General features: G+C 70.8%; 1 protein-coding gene. It reads left to right on the top strand.

Features of this window, described 5'->3' with window-relative positions; all coding sequences use genetic code 11:
* Positions 1 to 15: 15 nt before the first annotated feature.
* Positions 16 to 3,840 (top strand): DUF6531 domain-containing protein (locus B880_RS0115530; RefSeq protein ID WP_017348360.1); only part of this gene is annotated, 3,825 nt, incomplete at its 3' end.

The raw sequence follows: 3,840 nt of genomic DNA, 5'->3' as shown, positions 1-3,840 counted from the left end.
TAAGGACAGAGCGCAGTGAGCGACGGATACGCGGCCCGCAAGGGCGACCCGATTATTCACACCACGCTGCTGGCGGACATCATCAGCATGGTGGCCGAAAACGCCACCTACGCCCTGGCAGGCGCTTACGTGATGGCCGCCGCCACCGCCGCCGCGCCGTTTGTGGCGGCCGGGGCCGTGGCGATGACCGTCACCGCCATCAGCAGCAGTTGTGTACTCAGCGGCATTGTGGTCGGGGCGGTAGCGTCCCTGACCGGGGCCTCCTCCGCTATCAGCAACATGGCCGACAGCCTCGGCAACGCCATCTCTCCCCCCGGCAAGGCGGGCACCATTTCCACCGGCTCACCGGACGTCTTTATCAACGGCCTCCCCGCCGCCCGTGCGGCAGGCATGCCGACGCTCAGCGCAGACAGCGCCTCAGACATCGAACCGCAGACCCCTGAGACCTTTGCCGACTACGGCGGCTGGCTGCTGGGCATGGCGGGCGGCATGGCGCAGATGCTGTGGCAGCCGGTGATCGCTACGGCGGCCAAAGGCACCGTCACGCTGGAAGAGGACCGGGTGAGCTGCGAGAAGCACAGCGGCCCGCAGTACCTGGCGGAAGGCTCCTCCAGCGTGTTTATCAACGGCCACCCGGCGGTGCGCAGCGGGGACCAGACCACCTGCGGCGGCAAGGTGGGCGGCACGGTGTCGCCCAACGTGATTATCGGCGGCAAGCCGCTGGTGGTGCGGGACATCCTCAGCGGCAAACAGCCGGGGCTGAACCTGGTGCCGCTGGCGCTGGGGCTGATACGCGGCCGGCCGGGCAGCCTCCTGCGCAACATGTCCTGCATCTTCGCGGCAGCAGCGGCGGGGATGGCGGCGGATGCGGCGTTCAGCCACGTGTTTGCGTCGGGCAACCCGGTGCACGCGGCGACCGGCGTCAAAGTCCTCAACGACGAGGCGGACCTCGATTTTACCGCCCCGGCGCATTTCCCCCTGCGCTGGCAGCGCTGCTACAACAGCCTCAACCCGCGCGGCGGGATGCACGGCCCCGGCTGGTCCACGCTGTTTGACGAAGTCATTTTGCTGGAGGGCGACCGGGCCACCTGGCACGAGCAGAGCGGACGCACGCTCAGCTTTACCCTGCCTGCGCCGGACGGGGCGCTGTACAGCGTCAGCGAAGGGCTGATTATCCGCCGCAACCCGCAGGGCGACGTGCTGATTGCCGACGACGACGGGGCGGCCTGGCGGCTGTTCCGCGCCACGCCGGGCGAGCCGCAGCGCCTGCGGCTGGCAACGCTCAGCGACGAGTACGCCAACGCGCTGGAGTCGGAGTGGGACGTGCAGGGTCGCCTGGTGGCGGTGCGCGACGAGGGGGATGCGCTGGAGGTGCGGCTGCACTACGGCGACACCCGTTTCCCGGACCGGCTGACGGAGGCCTGGCAGCACCGGGACGGGGAACGCTGGCTGCTGATGCGCTGGGCCTACGACGACGCCGGACGGCTGGTGAGCGCCACCGACGCCAGCGGGGTGGAGACGCGCGCCTTTGGCTGGCACGAGGCGCATTTACTGGCGTGGCACCGCCTGCCGGGCGGGCTGCGCAGCGACTACGTCTGGGCGCTGCACGACCACTGGCGGGTGGTGGCCCAGCACGACAGCCGGGGCGACGGCTGCGACATCCGCTATGACCTGACGGCGCGCATCACCTACGTCACCACGCGGGAGGGGTATCAGCGCGAACACCACTGGGACGAGCGGGGGCTGATTACCGCCTTCAAGGACGAGCGCGGCGGCTGGTGGCAGTACGGCTGGAACGAAGACGAGCAGCTGCTGTGGCGCAGCGACCCGTCGGGCCACGAGGAGCACTTTGAGTATGACGCGGCGGGCAACCGGGCGGTGCACACCGACGCCGACGGCCGCCGCCGGGCGGTGACCTGGCTGGCGCAGCGCGCGCTGCCGGTGAAGGTGACGGAGCCGGACGGCGGGACCACGCACTTCTTCTACGACTCGCAGCACCACCTGATACGGGAAGTGGACGCGCTGGGCCAGGCGACGCGCTACGCGCGCAACAACTTCGGCCAGGTCATCAGCGTGACGGACGCGCTGGGGAACGTCAGCCGCCGGAAGTATGACGACCGGGGCCTGCTGACCAGCGACACCGACTGCTCGGGCAGCGAGACGCGCTACGAGTGGCACCCGCGCGGCTGGCTGCTGCGGGAAGTCCTGCCGGACGGCAGGCACACCGACTACGAACACGACGCGGCGGGCCGGGTCCTGACGCGCCGCCAGCCCGACCGGCCGGTGGAGCGCATTGAGTGGGATAACAACGGGCTGCCGGTGGCCTACACCGGCCCGGACAACCGGCGCTACGCGCGGGAGTATGACGCCAGCGGCCAGCTGGTGCTGACGCGCAACCCGGCGGGCCAGACGGTGCGGCTGGAGAGCGACGCGCAGGGCCGGGCGGTGCGGCTGATTAATGAGAACGGGGAAGCCACCGCCTTCCGCTACGGGGCGGACGGGCTGCTGCTGGCGGAAACCGCCAGCGACGGGGTGGTGACCGGCTACGGCTACGACGCGGCGGGCCGCCTGCGCGAGAAGGTGTTTGCTCAGGGCCACCGGCAGGCCATCCGCTGGGGCTTTGACTACACCGCCGCCGGGCTGCCCTCCGCCCGCAGCACGCCGGACGGGCAGACGCGCTTTGGCTACGACGCCTGCGGCCGCCTGATAACGGCGGCGCGCCACCCGGCGCTGAGCACCGGCGGCTTTGCGCAGCACGGGGAAGACGGCCTGCGCCTGACGCGCGACCTGCTGGGCCGGGTGACGGGGGAGCAGGGGGAAGAGGGCGCGATGGCGCGGGCGTATGACGCGCTGGGTAACCTGACGGCGCTGACGCTGCCGGACGGCCGGACGCTGCGCCAGCACTACTACGGCAGCGGGCACCTGACGGCAATAGCGCTGGATGAGGACATCATCAGCGAGTTTACCCGCGACCGGCTGCACCGGGAGGACAGCCGGACGCAGGGACGACTGACCACCTATACCACCTACAACCGGCGGGGCTTCCCGGCGGCGCAGGATACGTACCGCGACGGCCTGCGGCAGCCGTCCACCCCGCAGTGGGCGTGGCGGCGCAGCTGGGACCTGGCGGGGCGGCTGAAGACGGAAAAGGCCGGGGAGATGACCTCGCGCTACCGCAGCTGGCGCTACGGGGAGGATGACCGGCTGGAGGAGCAGTCCGGCAGCCTGCCGGGCAACCGGCAGTGGGAATGGGACGCCGCCGGTAACCCGCTGGACGCGGGGACCAACGCGGGCGGCCCGTCAGCGCAGAGCGGCACGCCGCGCCGGGACACGCCGGCCCGGTCCGGCACGCACGGCAACGATGACCTGCCGGAGATGTGGCGCAACCTGTATGCCGCCCACGGGCTGACCGGGGAAGGCAGTGTGCCGGAAGCGGGCGTGACCGGCGAGCCCGGCCGGCGCTACGTGGCCCATAACCGGGTGACGCGGCTGGGCGAGGTGGAGTGGCGCTACGACGTGCACGGGCGGGTAATCGGGAAACGCGAGCCGGGACGGCACCTGGCGCTGGAGTGGAACGGGGAGCACCGTCTGGCGAAAGTCACGGTGACGCCGGACCGCCCGGCGATGCCGCAGACGGTGGTGCAGTTCCACTACGACGCGCTGGGAAGGCGGACGGAGAAACAGGTGCACTACGTCAGCCGCAACCGCTCGTGGCATCCGGTGGTACCGCTGCCCGCGTCTTACCGGGTGCGCTTTGTGTGGGACGGCCTGCGGCTGGTGCAGGAGATACGGCGGGACGGGAGCACGACGTACGTTTACCGCGACACGGACAGCTACGTG

The organism is Pantoea sp. A4 (assembly GCF_000295955.2).
GTDB classification, from domain to species: domain Bacteria; phylum Pseudomonadota; class Gammaproteobacteria; order Enterobacterales; family Enterobacteriaceae; genus Pantoea; species Pantoea multigeneris.
This window is presented reverse-complemented; position numbering and strand designations above follow the sequence as displayed.